General features: G+C 36.6%; 3 protein-coding genes. 2 read left to right on the top strand and 1 reads right to left on the bottom strand.

Features of this window, described 5'->3' with window-relative positions; genetic code table 11:
- A partial coding sequence (locus tag ABT053_RS43325; protein ID WP_350978028.1) for a hypothetical protein occupies nt 1-233 on the bottom strand: 233 nt, incomplete at its 3' end.
- 238 nt (nt 234-471) lie between these two features.
- Between ABT053_RS43325 and ABT053_RS43320 the strand changes: the two genes are divergently transcribed.
- Both ABT053_RS43320 and ABT053_RS43315 read left to right on the top strand, forming a co-directional pair.
- Nucleotides 472-663 carry a hypothetical protein gene (locus ABT053_RS43320; RefSeq protein WP_350978025.1) on the top strand — a complete coding sequence of 64 codons (192 nt, stop codon included), beginning with the start codon at nt 472-474 and terminating at the stop codon, nt 661-663.
- Nucleotides 664-748: 85 nt separating this feature from the next.
- On the top strand, nt 749-1,330 hold a 582-nt coding region (locus ABT053_RS43315), incomplete at its 3' end, for a Crp/Fnr family transcriptional regulator (protein ID WP_350978023.1).

The following is a 1,330-nucleotide window of genomic DNA, read 5'->3' as shown; positions in this document are numbered from 1 at the left end:
GATGAACTTATCAGCAAGGTTGAGAAACTTGGATATCCTGTTTTGAGTAGCAAAGTAACTGTTGTGTGATTTATACCAGGAAAGATACCACTATAAATTGAATAAAGGAAAAAAATGATGACTAAATTAATGATTGATGAAAAATATGCTAAAGAACTTGATAAAGCAGAGATTGACCACCACAAACCTACGGCTGGTGCGATGCTAGGACATGTCTTATCCAATTTGTTCATATAAAATATACGACTGACTCAAGCAGGAATATACGCGAAAAGCCCAGTTAAGTGTGAGTATTTACGTGAAATTGCACAAAAGGAAGTTGAATATTTCTTTAAAATTTCGGATTTACTTCTTGATGAAAATGAGATTGTACCAAGTACAACTGAAGAATTTTTAAAGTATCACAAGTTCATTACCGAGGATCCAAAAGCCAAATATTGGACTGATGAAGATCTGCTTGAAAGCTTCATTGTGGATTTCCAAGCACAAAATATGTTCATTACGCGAGCAATCAAGCTAGCAAACAAAGAAGAAAAATTTGCTTTGGCGGCTGGTGTAGTCGAACTTTACGGCTACAATCTTCAAGTTATTCGCAACTTGGCAGGTGACTTGGGTAAAAGCGTTGCTGATTTTCATGACGAAGATGAAGATAATGATAATTAGTTTTTACGAAACTGTAGGCTTTAGTTGAATGAGGCTTGCAGTTTGATAATTTTAGCGCGATAATAAGATAAGGAGAATCCCCAAAATGAGTAAGTATAAACATCATTTTAGTCATCATGAACACCACTGTGTACAGCTCGTGCCACTATTTGGTTTACTTTCAGAAAGTGAATTAGTGCAAGTTGAGCAGGTTGTTAATCATAAAATTTTTGAAAAAGGTGAAACAGTCATCAGCCCCTTTGCAGTGCCTCAACTTGCAATTGTGGCGCATGGTACCTTGAAAATATACCAGCTTTCTAGTGCTGGTAAAGAGCAGTTACTACGTGTGATTGAACCTGGTGGATACGCAGGTGAAGACGCCTTGTTTGGAGTAATGAATGATAATCTCTATGGTGAAACATTGGAAGAAACGCAAATTTGCTTTTTGCGACAACAAGATTTCAAAAATTTGTTGTTAAAATATCCCGAGCTCAGTTTGAAATTGCTTGAAACCACCGTGAGAAGAGCTGCGGAAATGCAATATCAAGCACAATTTCTCATGATGGAAGATGTTGAAAGTCGAATCGCTAATTATCTTTTGCAACTCGTCAAAGTAGTAGATTCAAATTCTGTTATGATTCCAATGAAAATGAAAGATCTTGCAACGTTCATCGGAACAACTCCCGAA

The organism is Streptosporangium sp. NPDC002524 (assembly GCF_040295985.1).
GTDB lineage: Bacteria > Actinomycetota > Actinomycetes > Streptosporangiales > Streptosporangiaceae > Streptosporangium.
This window is presented reverse-complemented; position numbering and strand designations above follow the sequence as displayed.